At 59.2% G+C, this 22,600-nt stretch carries 18 protein-coding genes; 5 read left to right on the top strand and 13 right to left on the bottom strand.

Going from position 1 to position 22,600, the window contains the following annotated elements:
* Positions 1-184: 184 nt before the first annotated feature.
* The gene (locus C7436_RS16130; RefSeq protein ID WP_011785691.1) at positions 185-838 is read left to right on the top strand and encodes a class I SAM-dependent methyltransferase; all 654 of its coding nucleotides are present in this window, start codon (positions 185-187) and stop codon (positions 836-838) included.
* 44 nt (positions 839-882) lie between these two features.
* Positions 883-1,890 (top strand): DUF2156 domain-containing protein, encoded by a 1,008-nt coding sequence (locus tag C7436_RS16125; protein ID WP_014420787.1) that lies wholly within the window; start codon positions 883-885, stop codon positions 1,888-1,890.
* Here C7436_RS16125 and murI read toward each other — a convergent pair.
* Positions 1,868-2,713, bottom strand: coding sequence for a glutamate racemase (gene murI, locus C7436_RS16120; protein WP_121208492.1), 846 nt, complete (start codon positions 2,711-2,713; stop codon positions 1,868-1,870). The two genes, C7436_RS16125 and murI, sit on opposite strands and share 23 nt — an antisense overlap.
* The gene (gene nudC / locus C7436_RS16115; protein WP_121208493.1) at positions 2,706-3,590 is read right to left on the bottom strand and encodes an NAD(+) diphosphatase; all 885 of its coding nucleotides are present in this window, start codon (positions 3,588-3,590) and stop codon (positions 2,706-2,708) included. Before nudC ends, murI begins: the two co-directional genes overlap by 8 nt.
* 92 nt (positions 3,591-3,682) lie before the next feature.
* On the opposite strand from nudC, the gene plsB reads away from it, so the two are divergent.
* The gene (plsB, locus tag C7436_RS16110) at positions 3,683-6,154 is read left to right on the top strand and encodes a glycerol-3-phosphate 1-O-acyltransferase PlsB (RefSeq protein WP_022990909.1); all 2,472 of its coding nucleotides are present in this window, start codon (positions 3,683-3,685) and stop codon (positions 6,152-6,154) included.
* 18 nt (positions 6,155-6,172) lie between these two features.
* Here plsB and C7436_RS16105 read toward each other — a convergent pair whose 3' ends face one another.
* The 6 genes from C7436_RS16105 to ppc all read right to left on the bottom strand — a co-directional run bounded on the left by C7436_RS16105 (position 6,173) and on the right by ppc (position 13,178).
* Entirely contained in the window at positions 6,173-7,009 is an 837-nt protein-coding gene (locus tag C7436_RS16105) for a class I SAM-dependent methyltransferase (RefSeq protein WP_121208444.1), read from the bottom strand.
* Positions 7,009-7,398 carry a hypothetical protein gene (locus C7436_RS16100; RefSeq protein ID WP_011785697.1) on the bottom strand — a complete coding sequence of 130 codons (390 nt, stop codon included), beginning with the start codon at positions 7,396-7,398 and terminating at the stop codon, positions 7,009-7,011. The genes C7436_RS16105 and C7436_RS16100 overlap by 1 nt, the downstream gene beginning before the upstream one ends.
* 87 nt (positions 7,399-7,485) lie before the next feature.
* Positions 7,486-8,187: a tRNA (adenosine(37)-N6)-threonylcarbamoyltransferase complex dimerization subunit type 1 TsaB gene (gene tsaB / locus C7436_RS16095; protein WP_121208443.1), complete on the bottom strand. Its 702-nt coding sequence runs from the start codon at positions 8,185-8,187 to the stop codon at positions 7,486-7,488.
* A 33-nt stretch (positions 8,188-8,220) separates the two neighbouring features.
* On the bottom strand, positions 8,221-8,874 hold the full coding sequence (adk, locus tag C7436_RS16090; protein WP_011785699.1) for an adenylate kinase: 654 nt from the start codon (positions 8,872-8,874) through the stop codon (positions 8,221-8,223).
* A gap of 226 nt (positions 8,875-9,100) precedes the next feature.
* The gene (locus C7436_RS16085; RefSeq protein WP_113879887.1) at positions 9,101-10,471 is read right to left on the bottom strand and encodes an HDOD domain-containing protein; all 1,371 of its coding nucleotides are present in this window, start codon (positions 10,469-10,471) and stop codon (positions 9,101-9,103) included.
* A gap of 61 nt (positions 10,472-10,532) precedes the next feature.
* Positions 10,533-13,178, bottom strand: a complete 2,646-nt coding sequence (gene ppc / locus C7436_RS16080; RefSeq protein WP_121208442.1) for a phosphoenolpyruvate carboxylase — start codon at positions 13,176-13,178, stop codon at positions 10,533-10,535.
* A 102-nt stretch (positions 13,179-13,280) separates the two neighbouring features.
* Here ppc and C7436_RS16075 point away from each other — a divergent pair, with 102 nt between their 5' ends.
* Positions 13,281-13,517, top strand: a complete 237-nt coding sequence (locus C7436_RS16075) for a hypothetical protein (protein WP_011785702.1) — start codon at positions 13,281-13,283, stop codon at positions 13,515-13,517.
* Positions 13,518-13,588: 71 nt separating this feature from the next.
* Here the strand turns inward: C7436_RS16075 and C7436_RS16070 are convergent, their stop codons facing one another.
* From C7436_RS16070 to cysM, 5 genes are all read right to left on the bottom strand, one after another.
* Positions 13,589-13,933 carry a hypothetical protein gene (locus C7436_RS16070; protein WP_011785703.1) on the bottom strand — a complete coding sequence of 115 codons (345 nt, stop codon included), beginning with the start codon at positions 13,931-13,933 and terminating at the stop codon, positions 13,589-13,591.
* 148 nt (positions 13,934-14,081) lie between these two features.
* Positions 14,082-14,921 (bottom strand): nucleoside triphosphate pyrophosphohydrolase, encoded by an 840-nt coding sequence (gene mazG / locus C7436_RS16065; RefSeq protein WP_121208441.1) that lies wholly within the window; start codon positions 14,919-14,921, stop codon positions 14,082-14,084.
* Entirely contained in the window at positions 14,918-17,155 is a 2,238-nt protein-coding gene (gene relA / locus C7436_RS16060; protein WP_114433638.1) for a GTP diphosphokinase, read from the bottom strand. Before relA ends, mazG begins: the two co-directional genes overlap by 4 nt.
* Positions 17,156-17,233: 78 nt before the next feature.
* Positions 17,234-18,583, bottom strand: coding sequence for a 23S rRNA (uracil(1939)-C(5))-methyltransferase RlmD (gene rlmD, locus C7436_RS16055; RefSeq protein ID WP_014420778.1), 1,350 nt, complete (start codon positions 18,581-18,583; stop codon positions 17,234-17,236).
* A gap of 26 nt (positions 18,584-18,609) precedes the next feature.
* Positions 18,610-19,503, bottom strand: coding sequence for a cysteine synthase CysM (cysM, locus tag C7436_RS16050; protein WP_121208440.1), 894 nt, complete (start codon positions 19,501-19,503; stop codon positions 18,610-18,612).
* Between the two features lie 219 nt (positions 19,504-19,722).
* Here cysM and C7436_RS16045 point away from each other — a divergent pair, with 219 nt between their 5' ends.
* Entirely contained in the window at positions 19,723-22,593 is a 2,871-nt protein-coding gene (locus C7436_RS16045) for an ATP-binding protein (RefSeq protein WP_121208439.1), read from the top strand.
* The last annotated feature ends 7 nt before the right edge of the window (positions 22,594-22,600 follow it).

Genomic DNA, 22,600 nt, shown 5'->3' with positions numbered 1-22,600 from the left:
AAAGTGTATCCTTACGTTACTTTGTGTATCCGGAAATGCGCAGTACTGCACATCTTTCAACCTACCCCTTCTCTAAGCTCGGTTTATCAGTAACCGATCACCGGAATGTCCGACAGGCTGTCGGAGCAACAATCACAATAACGGTGGCGGACAACCAGGGAACAAGAAGAAGGCAGCAGTCATCATGCGCGACAAGTACAAGTATATTGGCCCCGTCTACGATTTTCTCAGCAATCTCTACAGCGGCAAGAACATCCATCGCTGCAAGACCGCCATGCTGGATGTGGAAACGGTAAAACCCGGAGACCGCATTCTCTTTGCCGGCGTCGGCCACGGCCGGGACGCTATCCGAGCCGCAGAGCTGGGAGCGGAGGTAACGGTGGTCGATCTGTCCGAGACCATGCTGCGCAAATTCGCCGATGCCCAGCATAAAGAAGCGCCTCATCTGACCATACGCCGTATCCACAGCGACATCATGAAGGTGGATGAGTTCGAGCAATACGACATGGTAGTCGCCAACTTTTTCCTGAACGTGTTTGACGAAGACATGATGGTCAAAGTGCTCGAGCACCTGATTCGCCTGGGCAAGGCCGATGCCAGAGTGGTTGTCGGCGACTTCTGCTACCCGACGGGCAACATCCTGTCCCGCATGTTCAAGAAACTCTACTGGTACATGGCGGTGTTCATTTTCTGGCTGTTTGCCAACAACGCCTTCCACAAGATCTACAACTACCCCGAGCACATGCAGCGCCTGGGCCTGCAGGTAACCGAGAAGAAGCACTTCAAGCTTCTGAACATGGACTGCTACTGGTCCATCCTCGGCCGAAAACAGGCCTGAACCCCTGACACCAAAAACAACAACAGGTTATCGGGAGCGTCATCATGTCAGACCAGATTCTTGCACTGGACCGTACCCAGGGACTCACCGACGGACAGTTTACGTTTTCAGAGCGGGTGAACTACCTCAAGCAGTTCGGCGTGCACTCACAGTCCTTCTCGACTCTGCAGCCGGGGATGCAGTACTTCGATGTTGAAGGGATGGGCTACGTGGCCTACATGCGTAAATGGGGCGGCACCTTTGTGCTGTCAGACCCGGTTTGCGCACCCGAGAACTTCCCGGTGATTCTGGAGCGCTTCCACCAGAAGTTCCCGAATGCCTGCTACATCCAGGTCTCCAAACCGGTGGTGGATTTCCTGCATCTACGCTTCGGGCTCTACGGCACCCAGTTTGGCAGCGAATCCCGCATCGACCTGCGCAAATGGTCCCTCAGCGGCAAGAAAAAGCAGATTCTGAGAACCGCCCTGAACCAGGCCGAAAAGAACGGGATCACGGTGAAAGAGCGTTTCAGTGATGACCACACGCGGGAAATCTCGGAAGCCTGGATTCGCACCCGAAAATGCAAGAGCAACGAAATCCGTTTCCTGATTCGCCCGATGGAAATGGATTATCGGGAAAACGAACGCCATTTCTACGCCTATCAGGATGGCAAAGCCGTCGGCTTTATCTACTTCGACCCGATCTATCGCAACAACGAAATTATCAGTTATGTGCCCAACATCTCCCGCGCCAACGCGGATTTCCGTCAGGGTATCTTCTATACCCTGATGGCCCACGCCATGGATGTTTTCAAGGCCGAGGGTGTGCCATTTCTGGACCTGGGCCTGATACCTCTGTCCCTCGACAAGGCCACGGAACACCAGGAAAGCCGGCTGCTCAAGAAGATGCTCCACGGAATCTATGAGAAAGGAAACTTCCTGTATAACTTCAAGGGGCTGGAGTTCACAAAATCACGCTTCCGCGGCGATGGCTTCAAAACCTACTGCTGCCACAAGCGGGCGATCCCGGCGCTGGAATTCCTCGCCATGTTCAAACTGACCCGGTTGCTGTAACGCCGGGCCAGTGACCGGCCACCATTACCACCGGGATGCCCATTTCCGACATGAACGGGCCCAGGTCTTCCGGCGCATCACCAGAAAAGCAGGCACTGGTCACCACAGCCCCGGACTGGTTCGGCGGTGTCTGCGCACAGGCCAGGTCACCGGCCTGTTCAAACCACCAGGCCACGCGGCGGGCTATCGCCTCGCCGGACTCCACCCAGTGCATCACCTCCGGCAACGCCTTGCGTAACCAGGGCAACAATAGCGGGTAATGAGTGCAGCCCAGAACCACCGTGTCGACACCGCCTTCGCGCAGCGGCACCATGGCGTCATCCACCTCCACCTGATCCGGCGCAGAGCCGCCAACCAGCTCCTCAGCCCAGCGCACCAGGGCCGGATGACCAAGGCGGAATACCTCACAATCCCGGGCATACTTCTGAATCAGATCATCCAGATAGGCGCGTTTGACCGTCGCCGGTGTCGCCAACAGGCCAATGCGGCGATTGACGGAACAGGCTGCCGCCGGTTTGACCGCCGGCACCACCCCGACCACCGGCACAGCAATAGTGGCCCTGAGCTCGGGCAAGACAACGGTACTGGCGGTATTACAGGCCACCACCACCACATCGCACGGAAACTCAACCAGACATTGCCGTATAAGCGTGCAACAGCGCTCGATTACCACCTGTTCGGGCTTGTCGCCATAGGGAAAGCCGGCATTATCTGCCAGGTAAACCAGCTCCACACCGGGCAACGTCTGGTGAATACAGGCGGCGACACTCAGGCCACCGACCCCGGAATCAAACACCAGCACCCTCGGGCGACGGTCAGTCATGGTGGCTACCACCATTACCGGCAGCAATCTCTGCTTTCAGGGCATTGATCAATCGCCCTGCTATGGTGGTTTCTGGCGGAACCGGAGGATGTTCATCCACCGTAAACCAGCCAGCATCCGCCAGTTCCTCTTCCTGCAACCGCAATTCGCCGCTCTCGTAGTCGGCAAAGAAGCCCAGCATCAACTGGTGAGGAAATGGCCAGGGCTGCGACCCCTGATAGCGAATGTTGGTCACCGCCAAACCGGTTTCCTCCATCACCTCCCGGGCCACCGCCTGCTCCAGATTCTCGCCCGGCTCCACAAAACCAGCGATCAGACTGTAGAAGTTGCGGGTGACCCGCGCGGATTTTGCCAGCAGGAAGCGGTCGCCCCGGCGAATAACGGTAATGATGCAAGGGGCAATACGCGGGTACCAGGGGATGCCACACCGGTTGCACCAGCGCGCCCGTTCGCGGGGATGGGCTCCAGTTTTCTCTCCACAGCGGCCGCAGTAACGATGGTCCTGCCACCACTGCCAGACCTGATAACCGGTACTGAGCACATCCGCCGGCGCCCCGGGCGTAAGCAGCATAGCCTCACGCAGGGACAGCGTCTGCATGCCCGGCACACCGGTGTCCGGCAGCATAGTGACATACAGAGGGCGCCCCTCCCAGGCGCCCAGGGACAGCGCCTCCGGCCGGCTTCCACCCATTTCCGGGCCACCCCAGCGAAGGAACCAGCCATCCGCCGGCTTCAGAATACTGTTGCCCGTGAACGCCAGCAGCAGATCACCCTGCTCCGGCGAGGCCTCATTCCACCCGGGTACCCACTGTGCCTTGTCGTCTGCCATGCCCTGCTTTTCCTGCTGCCTGAATACCAGTCCCGGAATGTACCACATCACATTCATCACCAAGAATTGGTGCACGACTTTCCGCTACCGCCCCAACCCGTTAAACTTGGCGCCTGTTTCCAGGACCGGAGTAACCGTTTATGCGACTTTATCAGGGCATTCGCAGCCTGATCCTGTCTCTTTTCCGAAAGATCCTGTTTTTATGGGTCAGGACTGATGTCAGTGGCAATACCCTGGAAGCCCTCGGGCTGGACCCGGACAAGCCCGTCTGTTACGTGCTCCAGTACAGCTCACTGTCGAGCCGTCTGGTGCTGGAGCAGGAAGTCATCCGGGCCCGGTTGCCGGGAGCCACAGATACCTTGCCGGTCAAAAACGGGCCCTCGCATTCGTTTTTCTTCCTTTACAAACGCATTGGCGGCCTGTTTCGGGGCGGCCGACACAAGCCGGTGCCTACCCGGGAATTTACTGATCTGGTCCACTTCGGGCTGGAACATCCGGATCAGGACGTCCAGATTGTGCCCGTCTCGCTGTTCTGGGGTCGCTCACCCGACAAGGAAAAGTCCCTGGTCAAGCTGCTGCTCTCAGACACCTGGTCGGTCGCGGGCCGCCTGCAGAAATTTCTGATTATTCTTGTGCATGGCCGCAACACCTACGTGCAGTTCAACCAGCCGCTGTCACTCAGGCAGGTGGTGGACGAGTATCGCGACAACGAACAGAAGGCCAACCGCAAGCTGGCGCGAATTCTGCGAACCCACTTCCGTCGTGTACGCCAGGCGGTGCTGGGGCCGGATTTGTCGCATCGACGCACCCTGGTGGAGGGGCTGGTACGCACCCAGGCGGTCAAGGAAGCCATCCGTGAGACTGCAGCGAAGGACGACATCCCGCCGGAGAAGGTCCGCGCCAAGGCATACAAATACGCCGACGAGATCGCCGCGAGCATGTCGATTGTGACTATTCGCTTCCTGGAGCTGGTATTGGCCTGGCTCTGGAACCGGATCTACAACGGTATTGCCATCCACAACATTGGGGTAGCCAAGGAAGCGGCACAGGACAACGCTGTGGTCTACGTACCCTGCCACCGATCCCACATCGATTACCTGCTGCTGTCCTATGTGCTCTACAAAAACGGCCTGATGCCGCCCCACATCGCGGCAGGCATCAACCTGAACATGCCCATCGTGGGGCCAATCCTGCGCCGTGGCGGCGCGTTTTTCATGCGCCGCAGCTTCAAGGACAACCCGCTTTACGCCACCGTGTTCAACGAGTACATGCATGTGATGTTCACCCGGGGCTACTCGGTGGAGTATTTCGTCGAGGGCGGCCGCTCCCGGACCGGCCGCATGCTGCCGCCACGCCCGGGCATGCTGTCGATGACCGTGCGCAGCTTCCTGCGGGATCACCGCAAGCCCATCGTTTTTGTACCGGTGTACATCGGCTACGAGAAGGTCATGGAAGGGCGCTCCTACCTCGGCGAGCTGCGCGGGAAAAAGAAACAGAAAGAAAGCATTTTCGGTCTCGCCAAGACCGCTCGCAAACTGACCAACTCGTTTGGCCGCGTTGCCGTCAACTTCGGTGATCCGATCCACCTGGACAAGGTGCTGGACGATGTTCACGAAAGCTGGCGCCACGAAGCCTATGACGCCGAGTATCGCCCGTCCTGGCTGAACCAGGCCGTTGATAATCTGTCCCAGCGTGTGGCCAGCAACATCAACGCCTCAGTGGCCGTGAACCCGATTGGCATGACGGCCACCGTTCTGCTGGGTACCGAGCGGCTGGCGATGGACGAGGGCCAGCTGATCCGCCTGCTGGACAAGTATGCCGACCTGCTGCGCGCCTATCCCTATGCCGAAACCATTACCCTGCCGGAAGGTACCGGCCGGGACTGGATTGCCTATTGCGAGAACATGGGACTGATTACCCGTCAGCCCCAGAAACTGGGCGACATTATTGCCCTGGAAGGCTCGAACGCCATCCTGATGACTTACTACCGCAACAACATCCAGCATCTGTTTGCTCTACCAGCGCTCATTGCCAGCCTGTTCGAGAACAAGGCCAGCCTGAGCCGGGAAAAGATCGTTTTCCTCACCAGCGTCGCCTATCCCTACCTGCAGTCAGAGCTGTTCCTGCAGTATGATCAGGAACAGGTAGACGCGGTGATCAACCAGTGGATTGATGTGCTGGTGGACCAGGGCCTGCTGATCAGGCTTGAGGATGAGCGGCTGGGACGGCCCGAAGAAGGTACCGAAGCGATGCTGCGGTCGCGGATTCTGTCCCGCTTCATCATCCAGACCCTGGAACGCTATCACATCACCCTGGGCATACTCAGAAAATATGGCTCCGGCAACCTGACGGCGGCGGAGCTGGAAGAACAGAGCACCTTGCTGGCGGAAAGGATGTCGATCCTGTTCGGCCTGAATGCACCGGAGTTCTTCGACAAGACCCTGTTCCGGAACTTCATAGCCAATATGCAGAAAAACGGCGTTCTCACAACCGATGAAGACGGTCGGCTGTGCTATGGCGAGGGTCTGGATGAAGTGGCTGAAGACGCTCGTCTGGTTCTGAGCGTGGAGAAACGACAGGCTATCCAGCAGGTCACCATGCTCGACGCCTGACAGATCGCTGCGGCACGGTCAGGTCGGCAACGCCCGGATCGGGTAAATGTCGTAGCGACTGCTTTTACCCTCAACCCGCGCAGCCGGCTCCGGTCCGGCGATCGCGGGTGCCTTGCGGGGGCGTTTGACCACCACCCGATAGCGGGCACAGCCGAGCGCGTCCTCCAGGAGCTGGCTGGCGTCGTCATCATCACCCACCACCTGCCGGAACACCTGCATCTCCTTCTTGACCAGCGCAGACTTGTCCCGATGCGGAAACATCGGGTCCAGATAGACCACATCGACGGCTTCGGGTCCTGCCTGGTTCATCCAGTCCAGTGAGTTGCCAGAGTGCAGCGTCATTCGCGCCACAATCGGTGCACAGGCCTCATTCAAGCTAGCCCGGTACAGGCCATCGGCCAACAGGGCATGAATGATCGGGTTACGCTCGAACAGTGTCATCTGGCACCCCAGGGAGGCCAGTACAAAGGCGTCCTGGCCGAGGCCGGCGGTGGCATCAAGCACCTGCAACGGAGCGCGGGTTTTCTGCATACCCACGGCGCGCGCCACCAACTGGCCAGCGCCACCACCGTGCTCGCGCCGGTAGCCCATCTTGCCACTGACAAATTCCGCCCTGACTGGCCCGGGTGCACCTTTACCGGTTTGCTGTAACGCCAGCCCATGCTCGTCCATGAACAATAGAAGACCCCAGTCCCGAACCTGTTTGGGGGCGACCACGCCCAGCCAGTCAAGCCCCAGCTCGGTGGCCAGCGTACGGGCTACGCCCGGTTCAGCCAAGGGGCTATGAGCAACGGCCAGGATGTGACGGAGAGACGAGGAATCCGGAAGCTCGGTGTGAGAGGAAGGCGACGGCATCAGACCAGAATATCAATTCCGCTCAGCACGCTGCCGCTCTCAAACTCCTGCCCGGCAGCGGCAACGCCGGCAAAAGCCGACAGCGCGCGGGCGGCAGGAAGCGGCAATTCGTCTGCGCGGAAACGTTCAAGCCGGGCATCTTCCGCCGCGCGCCGGGCTTCGACACGCCGGCTGTCCAGTTCCGGGCCGGTACCACCGGGCTGTGCCGGATTACCGGGGGCGGTATCCCGATCCTGACGGGCGGTATTGAGCTGGTTGCGAACATCACCCGTGGCAAGTGCCTGGGGGTCCGCCGCCGGGGTGCGGGATACATCCGTGCGTTCCCGGGCCGGGGAGTTATTACCCGCCTGGTACAACGAAGGATTTGAGGGATTGATGCCGCCAATCATAACGCACCACCGGGGTGAGGATTCAGAGTCGTCATCGCATTATGGAGGATCTGGTGCAGAATGCAAAGACGGCGGTTGGAGCGGGGTTCACTCCCGACCGGGCAACTTCTTCCAGGCCACTTCGTCCCGGATATACACCGGTTGTGCCTGCTCTGCTGGCACCGCCTGCCCGTTCGACATTCCCTGTTCGGCCAGCTTCGCCACCTGGGCCGCTGCCGGCAACAACGTATCGTCAATGGCTGAGAGGCGTTCAACGAGCTCACCGGGCATCTGCTCTTTCAGGGTCCAGCCCTGACCGGCGCCGTACCAGTTGCCACCGGCATCCGGTGGCAGAGTCACCGCATCAGGCGGGCAGACCCGCTCCTCGCTCAGCAACACTGGAAGCCCCGCCTCACAGCGGAACACGCCCCAGTAAACCTCCCCCATGCGGGCGTCAAAGGCCACCGCAATGCAATCACCCTCCTGCAGGGCGTGCGTTTCGATCGCCGCGAGCGCCACCGCCGCCAGGGACGACACTGGAACCACGGGGATATCCAGCCCCCAGGCCAATCCCTGGACTACACCGGTTGCAATCCGCAGCCCGGTGAAAGAGCCTGGGCCCCGGGCGAACGCCAGCGCATCGAGATCGGTTGGGGACAGGCCCTGCTCCGCGCACAATTCGCGAACCATGGGCATTAACAGGCGAGTGTGGCCCCGTGGGGCCAGCTCGAATCGCTCGGTCACCCGGCCATCCAGCCAGAGTGCCGCGGAACAGCCCTCGGATGAGGTATCCAGTGCCAGAAGTTTCACAGAATCAAGCCTCCGGGGCTGAGCCGGTTTCGATCACTTCAGTTGGGACAGAATCTGATCGCGAATGCTGTCGAGGCTGCCAACGCCTTCAACGCGCACATACCTGGGCGCATCGGCCGGGGCTTTCTCTGCCCAGCTCTGGTAGAAGCCCACCAGCGGCGCTGTCTGCTCATGATAGATTTTGAGGCGCTTGCGAACGGTCTCTTCCTTGTCGTCTTCACGCTGGATCAGCGCTTCGCCGGTCTCATCGTCTTTGCCTTCTACCTTGGGCGGATCGTATTTAACGTGGTAGATACGGCCACTGCCCTCGTGTACACGACGGCCAGACAGGCGGCTGACGATTTCTTCGTCTTCAACCGAGATTTCGACCACGTAGTCGATGGCGATACCCTGGTCTTTCAGGGCCTCAGCCTGGGGAATGGTGCGCGGGAAGCCATCCAGCAGGAAGCCGTTCTTGCAATCTGGCTGCTGGATACGCTCTTCAATCAGGGCAATGATGATGTCATCAGACACCAGGCCACCAGACGCCATAACCTCTTTAACCTGCAGGCCCAGCTCCGATTCGGCTTTGACCGCAGCGCGGAGCATATCACCCGTGGAGATCTGGGGGATCTCGAAACGCTCGGTAATAAACTGGGCCTGGGTGCCCTTACCTGCGCCTGGCGCGCCTAACATAATGATTCGCATAACGTTGTGCTCCCATTGCTTTATATTATCGTTTGAAAAGTTATGGCAAAGACCTCTGCCTTTGCGACAACCTCTCGACGGCTCCGGACCGTGTATCCGGCGCACACGCACAAAAACGAGGCAGCATTATACGAACTCACACCCGGCAGAGAAAGTCGACCTCCGTATCATTGTCCGAATGCTGGGCTGTCAGCTGCCTCAACGGCTGGTGCAGGGCTGGGAATAATCAGGAAGCGAGGGAAGACGCCAGCACGTCCAGATCGGAAGCCACCTGGTCCATGTCGCTCTGAACCCGCTCCAGCACATCCGCCCGGAGCCCAAGGCTCTCAACCAGTGCCGGCAGGTCGTCAGGATTGAGTTCGTCACCAATACCACGCTCTTTGAGTATGGCATTGGCCAGCTGCACCATCTGGACATATTCCTCGTGCTCGCCATGGTATCCGATGTGCTGGTGCATGCCGGCGGCTTTGATCACGGCTTCCGGCAACTGCCACAGCCGGTGCAGAATACCGCCAATGGCACCATGACCAACAGCCAGAATATCCTGGCGCTCACTGTGGCCAAACACTTCCTGCTCGAGCGAGTGCATGCTTGCCTCCGGGTTGATTTCCCGCAGAGCATTAAGCTCTTCAAACTCCGATGGAAACAGATGGCCCACCAGCAGCAGGCCGAAGTTGTGCAGCAATCCGCACAGATAGGCGAGCCCTTTGTCGCGGCCGGAATAGGCGGCGAGGTTCTGGCACAGGAACGCGCAATAAAGCGAGTGGCGCCAGAAATTATCCATGCCGAGCATGCCTCCGCGGGGCACATCAAACGCCCGCACCGAGGCAATACCCAGGGCAATGTGGGCAACCCGGTCAAAACCGAGGACCCGGGTGACCGCTTCCTGTACAGAGTTTATCTGGCCGGGGTAGTTGAACAGCGCTGATCGGGCATAGCGCATGATCTGCGCGGTCATACTGGGGTCGAATTCGATCAACTCGGCCAGCTCTTTGGCCGTCGCTTCAGTATTGGCGGTCAGCCGCAGGATTCGCAATGCCAGGGCCGGCATTGGCGGCAGCCGATAAAGCTTTTGCAGTTTGTCTGCCACGTCTTCCAGAGTCAGGGCTTCGCGATCTTCCACGCCCTGACCACGAATAACCAGATGTCCCTGCCGGGCGCCAGCCTGAGCCAGGCGGAAGGCCCGGCCGTCCATTTCAACCAGGCTGTGGTCCGTGCCACCGGAGAAGATCACACTTTCGGCTGTCACTACATCTTCATCCACCAGAACCGGCAGCTCCCAGGCGGCTCCGATCGGAGGTACGAATCCGGCGTCACAGTCCCCGAACAACCGGGAAGTCTGGCGCGCCGTCAGCGGCTGCAGGCGCCGACCGGTGAACTGGTGCACGGCATCCATATCAAGCGTGCTGTCAAAACGGTGTACCACCATAACCACCCCATTGATATCGATCAGCAGGGTCGCCTTGATAAAGTCATGCTGGGGTTTACCCGAAGCAAGCACCGCCGCGTCCAGATTGGCAACGGGCTCCGTTTCCAGTGGCTGGTAGGTAATGCCCTTGCGGGCCAGAAAACGCGAAAGCCTCTCCGACAATGCCAACGGGGGTAACTCCTTAAAGCAAATGGGCCGGGGCTGTCCGGCCCCGGCCTTATTATGCACCTTAACCGGTATTTCGCATACCGGCAGAAATTCCGGCCATGGTCACCTTCAGCGCCCTCTCGACCAATTCCGGCACCTTTCCAGCCCCCTCGCTTTCCCGGTCACGCCTGAGTAATTCTGCCTGCAGATAGTGCAGCGGATCAGTGTAGGGATTCCGGACTTTCATTGAATGGGCAAACACCGGCTCCTGCTCCAGCAGAGTCTGTTGCTGTTTAAGCTCCAGCAGACGCTCAATGCAGCCCTGCAAACGCTGCCTCAGGCTCTGGCCAAGCGCCAGCAAGTGCTCATCCTCAACCAGGGTCTGCTCGTAATAGCTGGCAATACGCAAATCTGCCTTGGCGAGGACCATTTCCAGCATATCCACGTAGGTGCGGAAGAACGGCCAGCCCTGCATCATCTCCCGCAGTTCGGGCAGGCGGTCCGCCTGGGCCGCCTCTTCGAGGGCAACATCACTGCCCAGCCAGCTTGGCAGCATCAACCGCATCTGGGTCCAGGCAAAAATCCACGGAATGGCTCTCAGGCTTTCAACGCCCCCTGTGGCCTTGCGCCGGGCCGGCCGGCTGCCAAGGGCAAGTTTACCCAGAGCCGTTTCCGGTGTGACCTGACGGAAGTAAGGCACAAAATCCGGATTCTCACGGACGACCTCACGGTAGGACCGCAGCGAACGCTCGGTCAGCCAGTCCATGACCTCGCGCCACTCATCCTTTGGCACAGGTGGTGGCGCCAGGGTCGCCTCAATCACCGCTGTGGTGTACAAGGTCAGACTCTGCACCGCCAGCCTCGGCAGACCAAATTTAAAACGGATCATCTCGCCCTGCTCGGTAATCCGGAAGCTGCCGTTCACCGAGCCCGGCGGCTGGGACAGAATCGCCCGATTCGCCGGACCACCGCCCCGGCCCACGGTGCCGCCGCGGCCATGAAACAGTGTCAGATGCACTCCATACCGATTGGCCACTTCGGTCAGCTTCTCCTGGGCCTGGTACTGGGCCCAGGCCGCCATCAACTGGCCGGCATCCTTCGAGGAGTCTGAATAGCCGATCATCACTTCCTGGCGCCCGCTGCAGTATTCCCGATACCAGTCCACCTCGTACAGGGCCGCCATACTGTCGGGCGCACCCTTGAGATCATCCAACGTTTCGAACAGCGGTACGACGCGCATGGGGAACGCCATCCCCGCTTCCCGCAGCAGCAAAATCACGTTTAAAACGTCCGAGGGCTTGCTGGCCATGGAAATCACATAGGAACCCAGGGCTTCCGGTGTCTGGCCAGCGACCACCTCGCAGGTTGCCAGAACCTCGCGCACCGGCTCGGAGGGTTGCCAATTCCGGGGCACCAGGGGGCGCCGCCCTTTCAGTTCCTTGACCAGAAACGCCTGGCGCTCCTGTTCCGACCAGGACAGATAGTCACCCAACCCTAGGTAGTCCACCATCTCTGCCACCGCCTCGGCGTGGCGTGAGGCCTCCTGGCGGATATCCAGTCGGATCAGTGGCAGGCCGAAGGTGTGCGCCCGGCGAATGGTATCCAGCAGCGGACCATTGGCAATGGCTTCCAGCCCGCACTCCATCAGGGAGCGATAGCACAATTCCAACGGCCCGGTGAGATCCTCATTCTCGAACAGAATGCCCGAATCGTCTGCCGGCTCGCCCTTGACGCTGGCTTCGGCCCAGTCCCGGGTCTTGATCAGGCGCTCCCTCAATTGGGCCAGCACCTGGCGATACGGCTCCCGGGAATCTCCTACCTCGGCCCGCAATTCATCGCTTGCCTGCCACATGGAAAGCTCTGCTCTCAGCGCCTGGATATCGCGCAGATAGAGATCTGCGGCCATCCAGCGACCGAGCAGGAACACTTCCCGGGTCACTTCGTGGGTGACATTGGGGTTGCCATCACGGTCGCCCCCCATCCACGAAGCAATACGGATCGGCGACACCTGCAACGGAAGCCCCTGACCGGTCGCCTCCGACAACGAGGTATCCAGGCTACGGAGAAATTTCGGCAGCGCCTGCCAGAGACTGTTCTCGATAACGGCGAAGCCCCACTTGGCCTCGTCCACGGCGGTCGGCTTTTCATGCCGAATCTCGTCGGTATGCCAGGCCTCGGCAATCAACAGCGACAACCGGTCAACGATTTCCTCCCGTTCACCGGGCATCAGGTCGTCATGATCCAGCCTCGACAGGCAATCGGACATTTCATCGTACTTGAGGATCAATGTACGCCGGGCCACTTCGGTGGGGTGCGCGGTGAGCACAAACTCTATGCGTAAATCTGCAACCTTCCGATGCAACTCTTGCGGGTCTATCCCCCCGGACTTCAGCCGATCAAACACCTCCCCCAGGGATTCCACCATCAGATCTGACGGATGCCCCTGCTTGCGACGAATTCCGTGGTACTGCTCAGCCAGGTTGGCAAGGTTGAGAAACTGGTTAAAGGCTCGGGTCACCGGCAGCAGCTCATCATCGCTGAGCTGGCCCAGGAGTTTCACCAGGCGTTGTCCGGAACCACTTTCCTGGCGCCGGTCAGCCTTGGCGGCGGCGCGGATTTCTTCAATGCGGTCGTAGCAGTCCTGTCCGGGGAATCGGAGTATGCTCTGGCCAAGCAGATCGCCCAGCAAACGTACGTTTTCTCGAAGATCCGGGTGCAGTTCGGTCACGGCAGGTTCCTTCTGAATTGACGGAAACAATCTAAACTTACGATACTAGGGAGCAACGCAGAAAGTCTATTGACGATTCAACCACTTCGCTCAGGAGCTGACATGAAAGTGACCGAACTGCCCCAGCATTGGGAAAAGGAAAAACAGGCCCAGGAGCGCAGCCATGAATACAACCTGCGCCTGCCTCTGGAAGATGCCGCACGGATTGCGGCCCTGGCGGAACTCTACCCGGACCGGAGCGAAAGTGAGATCCTGAACGACATGATTGCCGCCGCTCTGGACGACCTGATCAGCCAGGGCCCGCTGAAAGACCGATTGGCAGAACAGAAGAAGTCGTAATACAAACAACAACGCCGGGCTGAGCCCGGCGTTGTTGTTACAGAATCTATGGCAATGGGTGTTGGCAACCGTCAGGCAACCGACTCCAACTGGCGGGCCTTGAGGCGCTTGATGTGTTTCTGGCTCAGGGCAACGAATTGCGGTGTCAGGCCTTTGTCCTCATAGATTTCAAAGCCATCCTCGTCGTAAGCCACAACCTTCTCACCCTGAACGTAGGGGAAACTGGTTTCCAGCTCGTCGAGAGCGGCGGAGATCAGATCCCGCATCAGATCCTGAGTGGACTTCATCGGATACAGTGCCGCAAGCTTCTGCAAACGGTCATGATGCTGGTCAGCCAAAGACAGATAGGCGGCGTCCCGGGTCAGTCTTCCACGGCCGTGTTTATCCCAGTGCTTGACCAGATCTTTGATCTTCATGGTGCCTTCACTCCTGCATCTTGTTTGATGGCACAACGCACTTTTTCAGTGCGACTGTTCCCGGAAGTGTAGACGAAGAATGACAGGCCGGTGACGGAAAATTGGTAACGGATTGTACCTATCGGTGACGGTTTCCAGTTCCGCTTCCCTACTCCTTTTCCACCCCTTTCACGCTCTGCCACACGGCATCCAGCGCTTCCAGGGTTTCTTCATCCAGATTACGACCTTCTTTTTCCAGCACCCGCTCAATGGCACGGAACCGGGCATCAAACTTATGATTGGTTCGCTTCAGGGCCTGCTCGGGATTTACTTTCAGGAAACGTGCCAGATTTACGCAAACAAACAGCAGGTCACCCAGCTCGTCCTCAACCGCATCCAGGTCTCCGGTACCGGCCTCGGCCATTTGCCAGGCTTCCTTCAGCTCATCGATCTCTTCGTGAAGTTTGTCGAACACCGGGCCGATATCCGGCCAGTCGAAGCCATGCCGGGCCGCACGCCGTTGCAGTTTTTCCGCCCGGGCCATGGCCGGCAGGGTGCGGGCAATACCGTCCAGACGGCTGGCCGGAGTATTCGCCACCGGTTTCTCAGCACGCTCCTCGGCCTTGATGCGCTCCCAGCTTTCCTTGATCCAGGCTTCGTCGGGTCGATTATCCGGATCGATACGGCTCTCCAGCGTGCCCCCCGGAAACACGTGGGGATGGCGCCGAACCAGCTTGCGAACCAAATGGTCAACAATGCCATCAAACTCAAAGTGGCCGGCTTCTTCTCCCATGCGGGCATAGAAGATGACCTGGAAAAGAAGATCTCCCAGTTCGTCTTTCAGATGTGGGAAATCCTCCTGCTCGATGGCATCAGCGACTTCGTAAGCTTCTTCAATCGTGTGGGGCACGATGCTGGCAAAGGTCTGTTTGGTGTCCCAGGGGCAACCGGTGTCCGGATCCCGGAGCCGGGCCATCAGGTGTTTCAGATCTTCGATGCTGTAACTCATCCGCGTTTCCGCCTTACGTCGATGATGTTCGGCAGGTTCCGAATCTGGGCCAGCAGCCGCGCCAACTGCTCCAGACTGGAGATTTCCACCGTCACCCGCATAGTGGCCGTGTTTTCGTCTTTGTTGGTCACGGTGTTGAGAGACAACACATCACTGCGGGACGAAGACAGCACCTGGGTGATGTCTCGCAGCAGACCGGATCGATCATAGGCCTCGATTTCGATATCCACTGGATAGACCGCCGCCGGCTGCCCGCCCCAGTTCACTTCAATGATGCGGTTCGGTTCAAATTCCCGCAGATTCAGGAACGTGAGGCAGTCCTGGCGATGCACGGTCACGCCGCGGCCCACGGTGATATAGCCTCCGATCGGGTCTCCGGGCAGCGGCTTGCAGCACTTGGCCACCTGAGTTTTCAGCTTGCCAACACCAAGTATCTGGATATCGGATTCAGTGTCGTAGGGCTTTTTCCGGTTCGGGGTCAGCTTAAGATCCAGCTGTTCAGATCGGGGCTCCAACAGTTGCTGAGCCACATTGGCCACATGAGTAGGCCGCAGATCTCCCGCCCCGATGGCGGCAAACATATCATCAATGCTGTGGTAGTTGACCTTGGCCGCCAGTTGTTCCAGCTCCACATCAAACAGCGACAGGCGCTTGAACTCGTCTTCCAGAATAGCGCGGCCGTCAATGACATTGCGGTCACGGTTCTGCTGTTTGAACCAGTGTGTAACCTTCGCCCGGGCCCTGGACGTCTGAATATAGCCCAGGCTCGGGTTGAGCCAGTCCCTGCTGGGAGCCGGATTGTTGGAAGTCAGAATAAATACCTGATCCCCGGTCTTGAGCGGGTAAGTCAGCGGAACGATGCGGCTGTTCACCCTGGCACCCCGGCAGGCATGACCAATTTCGGTATGCACCCGGTAGGCAAAATCCACCGGCGTGGCGCCCTGGGGCAGGTCTACCACATGGCCTTCCGGCGTAAACACATACACCCGGTCTGAGGCCACGTCTGATTTCAGATGATCCGCCAGTCCGGAAATGTCGCCCAGCTCCTCCTGCCACTCCAGAACCTGGCGCAACCAGTTGATCTTGGCGTCGTAGCCGGTGGATTTGTTCCTCGTATCGGTGCCCTTATACAGCCAGTGGGCACATACGCCCAGTTCCGCTTCTTCATGCATGGCATGGGTGCGAATCTGCACCTCCATGACCTTGCCTTCCGGGCCGATCACCGCCGTGTGCAGCGACTGATAACCGTTCTCCTTGGGGTTGGCAATGTAGTCATCGAACTCGTTGGGAATGTGGCGCCACAGGGTGTGAACAATCCCCAGCGCGCCATAGCAATCACGCACTTCCGGCACCAGAATGCGCACGGCACGGACATCGTATACCTGGGAAAAATCGATTCCCTTACGACGCATCTTCCGCCAGATACTGTAGATGTGCTTGGCCCGCCCGCTGAGCTCGGCCTTGATACCGGAAGCCTTGAGCTCGGTTTGCAGGGTATCAATCACCCGGCGGATGTAGCTTTCACGGTCCAGCCGTTTCTCATCCAGCAACTTGGCGATTTTCTTGTACGCGGAGCCATGCAAGTAGCGGAACGAGAGATCTTCCAGCTCCCATTTGATGTGGCCGATACCGAGCCTGTGCGCCAACGGAGCATAGATGTCGAAGACTTCCCGGGCCACGCGCATGCGTTTTTCTTCCGGCGCATCTTTCACTGCGCGGATAGCGCAGGTGCGCTCTGCCAGTTTGATGAGCGCCACCCGAACGTCATCAATCATGGTGACCAGCATCTTGCGGACATTGTCCAACTGGCCTTCGCTCTGCCCCAGGACATTGCCCTTGAGCGGATGATGGATGGACGAAATCGCAGCCATCTGCTGCACGCCGTTAATCAGCCCCGCCACTTCATCGCCGAATTCCTTGCGAACCTCTTCAAGCGGCACCCGTTCTTCACGCACCGCCCGATAGAGCACGGCGGCAACCAGGCTGGCCTGATCAAGATGCAGCTCTGCCAAAACCTGCGCCATTTCCAGACCGGTCCGGAAACTGCTGGCTCCGGGCGCCCACAAACGGTCTTCCCGGAACGCCTGAACGGCGATCTGGGCGGCTTTCTCACAAGCCCGCCGAAGCTGATCCGGATCCTCGAGATGAGTCTGTTCAGCGATGTGCTGCACGCAGCGGTCTATATCGACCTCGCCGTCACCGCTGATCGAATAGTCTTCCCGAACTTTTACCATGGCAGAGCTTTACCCATTTGTTTTTCGGTTATTCTCACGGCCATCCTGGCCGTTCCGTTGCATACCCCCGAAACCCGGTCAGTCTGCGCTACGCTCAAACAACGCAATGGACTCAACGTGGGTGGTATGGGGGAACATATCCATCACACCGGCCTGTACCAGCCGATAACCATTGCGCACCATCACCCCGGCATCCCGCGCCAGGGTAGCGGGGTTGCAGGACACGTAAACAATGCGGTTGGCACCGAAAGCAGTCAGATACTTACAAATCTCCTCCGCGCCTGAACGAGGTGGATCGATCAGAATCTTGTCAAAACCCTCTTTTGCCCAGGATTGCCCGGTGAAATCCCCGTGCAGATCTGCCCCGTGGAATTCCACATTGGAGAGATCGTTCAGGCGGGCGTTTTCACGGCCGCGAACCACCATGGCATCGTCGCCTTCCACACCCACAACCTGCCCGCCCTTGCGGGCCAGTGGCAGTGTAAAGTTGCCCAGGCCGCAGAACAGATCCAGCACCCGCTCTCCGGGCTGGACGTCCAGCCACTCGACCGCACGGTGTACCATATTGCGGTTGATGCCGGCGTTCACCTGGGTAAAGTCCATGGGATGGAAGGCCATGGTGAGGTCAAACTCATCCATACGATAGGTCAGGCGTTCATCGTCCCGCCCGCCGGATTCCGGCCAGATCCGGTGCACGGTGTCCGGGCCCTTGGGCTGCAGATAGATATGCAAGTCATGGGCCTGACCAAAGGCGATCAGCTTTTCCCGGTCGTCCGGCACCAGGTCATCCATGTTCCGGAACACCATGGCAGCCGTATCATCGCCACAGGCCACTTCTACCTGGGCAATCCGGTCAAATGCCGCCATGCCATGTAGCAACTCCCGAAGAGGCTCGATTCGCTCACCGATCCGGGGATCCAGTACCACGCAGCGGTCAATGTCGGTCAGAAAGCTATTGCGCTTCTCCCGGAAACCAACCAGCACCGACTCCCGGGCCTTCACATAACGTACGCCCAGCCGCGCCTTGCGACGATAGCCGAGGCTATCCGGAGAACGCATCGGAGCCACCCACTGCTCCGGTTCAATGCCCCCAAAGTGGGCAAAATGCTCGCGCAGGGTATTTTCCTTGAACCGTATCTGGGCATCGGCGCTCATGTGCTGAAGACTGCAACCACCGCAAAGATCGGCAAACTCACAGGGTGGCTGCTGGCGGTCAGGGGCTGCTTCCAGCACTTCGGTTGTGCGCAGCTCATCAAACCGGCTGCGGGTGCTGACCATTTTGGCCATCACGGTTTCGCCCGGCAGGGCTCCGTCAACAAACTGGGTTTTGCCATCAGCGCGGGCAATGCCCCGGCCATCGTGGCTCAGGGTCTCGATTTCACAACGCACGGGCTCCTTGGGCAGAACCTTGCGGCGACGCTTACTCATATAGAATTCTCTTGATTGGGGGCCACTCAGGCGCCGGGAAACACACCGGTGGAGAGGTAACGGTCTCCGCGGTCACAGATAATGGCCACGATCACGGCGTTTTCAACCTCACGGGACAATTTCAGGGCCGCTGCAATGGCGCCGCCGGAGGACACACCACAGAAAATGCCCTCTCGCTCGGCCAGTGCCCGCATGGTGTCCTCGGCTTCCTGCTGGCCAATATCCAGAACCAGGTCTACCCGGCTGGCATCGTAGATTTTCGGCAGGTAAGCCTCCGGCCAGCGGCGGATACCCGGAATCGAAGCCCCATCCTCTGGCTGCAGGCCGATAATTCGGATATCGGGATTGCGCTCTTTCAGGTAACGGGACACACCCATGATGGTACCGGTAGTACCCATGGAGCTGACAAAGTGCGTAACCCGCCCGGCGGTCTGCTCCCAGATTTCCGGGCCCGTGGTGTGATAGTGGGCCGAAGGGTTATCGGCATTGCTGAACTGGTCCAGAACCTTGCCCTTACCCTCGGCCTCCATTCGAATGGCCAGATCCCGGGCGCCTTCCATGCCCTGCTCACGGGAAACGTTCACCACCTGGGCGCCGTATGCACGCATGGAGGCCCGGCGCTCCTCACTCAGGTTATCAGGCATGATCAGCACCATCCGGTAGCCCTTGATGGCCGCGGCCATGGCCAGCGCGATACCGGTATTGCCGGAGGTGGCTTCAATCAGGGTGTCCCCGGGCTTGATCTCGCCCCGGCGTTCAGCCTCCTGGATCATGCTCAAAGCCGGCCGGTCTTTCACCGAACCTGCCGGGTTGTTCCCCTCCAGTTTTGCCAGGATGACGTTACTGGTGTCTCCCGGCAGACGCTGCAGACGCACCAGGGGAGTATGGCCGACATAATCTTCAATGGTGGGGAAAATCATATTGATACCCTGTGATACACTTTCGGATTCGAATCATACGCGTTATGGCCGCCTTGTCCCAATACAGCTTGTCGCTATATCCATGACCTGCGGCTATAACTGTCTGTTTCCGGGATAACGGCCACGGTTATATCATCGCCGTTCAGCTATGCTGACAAGGAAGTATCCACCAGCAGGCGTTCTCCGCCGGTGGACAAGGTAATTTTACAGGAACACGGTATGCGACGTTGGGGCATTCGCAAGAAAGTACTGGTGGTAACTCTGGTTCCCACCCTGCTCACCACGCTGTTGTTAGGGCTATTCTTTACCTACAGCTGGGTGAACAACATTGAGAACCTGCTGAAGGATCGCGGTGAGTCCCTGTCCCGACAGCTTGCCGCAGGCTCTGAATACGGCCTGTTCACGGCCAATCGCAGCCTGCTGAGCAGCCTCTCCAACGCCCTTCTTGAAGAACAGGATGTTCGCTCCATCACCTTCTATGGCAGCGATGGCCAGCGCATGCTTCATACTGGCCCAGGCAGCGCTGAAACCGTGGCGATGGCACCGCTGGAACCCAACCAGCCGATCCGGTTGACCCACGACAGCAGCACTCGTTTTGTCACGCCGGTTCACCTTCAGGATCTGATGATCGAGACCATGCTGGACCCGGACGCCCGCCAGTCTGCGGCGGAACGCCAGGCCCCGCTGGGCTGGGTTGCCGTAGAGATGTCCCACGTGCGCACGGAAAAGGAAACCTACAAGGCGCTGCTGATCTCGCTGCTGCTGGTGATCGGTGGTGTCCTGCTCAGTCTTGCCATCGCGCTGCGGCTGAGCCGTGCCTTCACCGACCCGGTATTCCAGCTCAACGAAGCCGTAGCCAAACTCAAGGAAGGCAAGCTCGACACCCGGGTTTACACCAGTGCCGGCCCGGAGTTCGAACAGCTGGAGTCGGGGCTCAATGATATGGCCTCGGAATTGAGCAAGGCCCAGGCCGAAATGCAACAGAACATTGACCAGGCCACCGAGGACCTGCGGGAGACCCTGGAGACCATTGAAATCCAGAATATCGAACTGGACTTTGCCCGCAAGGAAGCACTGGAAGCGAGCCGGATCAAATCCGAGTTCCTGGCCAACATGTCCCATGAAATCCGGACGCCGCTGAACGGCATCATCGGCTTCACCGAGCTGTTGCTGAAAAGCCCACTGCCCCGCCAGCAGCGCGACCACCTGAACACCATCCGCAAATCCTCGGAAATCCTGCTGACCATCATTAACGACATTCTGGATTTCTCCAAGATCGAAGCCGGCAAACTGATCCTGGACCGCGTGCCTTTCCAGCTCCGGGATATCGTTGAGGAGGTGATGGTCATGCTGGCACCGGCGGCCCACGCTAAAAACCTGGACCTTGTGCCACTGGTCTACAACGATGTACCGGACAACATCATGGGGGATCCGCTGCGAGTCAAGCAGGTGATCACCAACCTGGTAAACAATGCCATCAAGTTCACCCAGACCGGCGAAGTGGTATTACGGGCGAGTCTGGAAGACGAAGATACCGAGCATAACCGGGTCACACTGCGCCTGAGCATCACCGATTCCGGCGTTGGTCTGTCACGTGCCCAGCAGCAGTCACTGTTTAACGCCTTCAGCCAGGCCGATGCCTCCACTGCCCGCCAGTATGGCGGTACCGGTCTGGGGCTGGCCATCTCCAAACGGCTGGTGGAAGAAATGGGCGGCAAGATCGGCCTGGAAAGTGAGCTGGGCAAAGGTTCCACGTTCTGGTTTACCCTGACGCCGGAACTGTCCTCAACCGGTGACAGCTCCAGCCCCAAAGAGGCGCTCCGGGGCGAAAAGATCATCTATCTCGAACACCAGAAGACCACCGGGCTGGCGGTGGAGCACCTGTTAAGGGACTGGGGCGTGGCCGTTGAACGGGTTGCCTCACCCGGAGCACTGCAGGAACAGATAGAAGAGGCGCAACGGAGGCAGGAAGGCTACGCCGGCGCCATCATCGGCATTACCCGCCACCTGCTCAACTCCAGCCAGTACTGCAACCTAGTGCGTTCCCTGGAAGTGGAACGCGACTGCCGCACCCTGTTGCTGACGCCCACTCTGGAAACCCACGACACGCCGCTGTCGGGCCTGGCCAGCGGCCACCTGACCAAACCGGTCTGCCGGGACGCCCTCTACGATGAACTGCTGCTGCTGATCCATGGCATTCAGTCGGGCAACCGAAGCGCGCAGGAAGCCGCGCTACCATTGAGGCAGAACAGCGGCTCAGGCACGCCCCGCATTCTGGCGGTGGACGATAACGAAGCCAACCTGAAACTGGTAATGACCTTGCTCAATGACTGCCGCCTGGAAGCCGAAGGCGCCTCCAGCGGATTCGAGGCATTGACCAAGGTGCGTCAGAAGGCGTTTGACCTGGTGTTCATGGACCTGCAGATGCCGGGGATGGACGGCGTGGAAACCACGGCCCGCATCCGTGATCTGGACAGCGGCTCACACCACACCCCCATCATTGCCCTGACCGCCCACGCTCTGGCGGACGAACAGGAACGGCTGGCGCAACAAGGCTTCGACGGCTATATGCCCAAGCCGATCAGCAGCAGCCAACTGGTGGAACTGATTCGCGAATACACCGGCTACGACTGCACCAATAGCGCCGACCGCTTCCGGATTTCCGAAATACGGGATACCCGCCGGACACTGCGGCCGTCAAATCGCCGGATGCAGCAGGACTGCGTCAGTGTAGAGGAGAGCATTCAACTGGCGGCGGGCAAGGCCGATCTGGCGGAGGAGCTGTTCAGTATGTTGCTGGAGCAGTTACACACCGATATCGACCGGATTCAGGCGCTTTGGCAGACCGGTGGCAACGAGCCCCTGCTTGAGTGCGTGCATAAGCTTCACGGGGCCACCCGCTATTGCGGCGTTCCCGAACTGCGCACAGCCGCCAACCGGTTCGAGACCGCCCTGAAGTGCGAGGCTCCGGATCGAGAGCTGTTAAAAGATCAACTGATTTCGGCCATGGAGCGGCTGCAGATCTGGAGTGAGCAGACCGACTGGCAGCAACTGTTCCGGGAACAGCAGCGCCAGCCGGAAACCACCTGACTGTTGA

It is taken from the genome of Marinobacter nauticus (genome assembly GCF_003634635.1).
In the GTDB taxonomy this organism is placed as follows: domain Bacteria; phylum Pseudomonadota; class Gammaproteobacteria; order Pseudomonadales; family Oleiphilaceae; genus Marinobacter; species Marinobacter nauticus.
Note: the sequence above shows the minus strand (reverse complement) of the source record. Positions and strands in the feature narration are given on the sequence as shown.